The following is a 901-nucleotide window of genomic DNA, read 5'->3' as shown; positions in this document are numbered from 1 at the left end:
CATTACAATGAAAGTCGCCTGCATCGTTCAATCGGTTTCGTGACGCCCCAACAAAAGTGGGATCAAGCAATGGTTTGTGACACAACTATTATTGAAAAAGTGTCCAACTTATAAGGGGTCAAGACAACATCATCGCGCGGCAGCTGATAGCCGGGCCACTGCAGAACTCTCATTACGAGCATTTAAAATTGCTGGAGTAGCCTCCATAGATGATTTTCCTGAAAAGCTAAAAACATCTGTCGGAGAGTTATATATAGGAGGGTATAGACCTTGCGAGACTAAGAGAGTCTATAAACCGAAAGACCTTTCCAAAATTACTGGAGATCCCGCCAAACACAATCCTGAAAGCATCTTTCATGGAAGAACTGTCGTATTTACGGGCACCTTGTCTTCCATGGTACGCGGGGATGCACAGCAAATCATAGCAGATTTAGGCGGAGTTCTTGGCGGTGGTGTAACTAAAGAAACAGATTTTTTAATAGTTGGCCAACAAGACTACAGAGTGGTTGGAGAGGAAGGAATGAGCACTAAACAGGTAAAGGCGGTTAAAATGATACAAAACGGTGCGAAGATTGAAATTTTGTGCGAAGCAGATTTCTTGAAGAGCATTTAATTATATGCTTGAATGAATGCCGTACAGTGTTCATAAGTACATATGATAAAAATATTGTGCAGCCCTACCCTGCTGGACACTATCTCAAAATCTGTTTAAGGTTTAAATGGGAGTTAAAACCAGTCATGGTCGGAAGAAATTCCCACCATTTTTCATGTTTTAAGGGACTATCGCATTAACTGTGTAAACTTTTGAATCGGGGTTGGGCGAAGCTTATAGCCTGACCCTATTTTCAAAAATAGTCAAAAACTGATTCAGGATCATGCCCCAATTCCGGATGGGCATAGT

The 901-nt window shown here is 41.6% G+C and carries 1 protein-coding gene; it reads left to right on the top strand.

Translation table 11 applies throughout. The annotated features are described in order from the left end of the window. The first annotated feature begins 76 nt into the window (after nucleotides 1-76). Nucleotides 77-613 carry a BRCT domain-containing protein gene (locus FEM55_RS17125; protein WP_171036594.1) on the top strand — a complete coding sequence of 179 codons (537 nt, stop codon included), beginning with the start codon at nucleotides 77-79 and terminating at the stop codon, nucleotides 611-613. Nucleotides 614-901 lie beyond the last annotated feature (288 nt).

The organism is Dyadobacter sediminis (genome assembly GCF_005860765.1).
GTDB lineage: Bacteria > Bacteroidota > Bacteroidia > Cytophagales > Spirosomataceae > Dyadobacter > Dyadobacter sediminis.
Note: the sequence above shows the minus strand (reverse complement) of the source record. Positions and strands in the feature narration are given on the sequence as shown.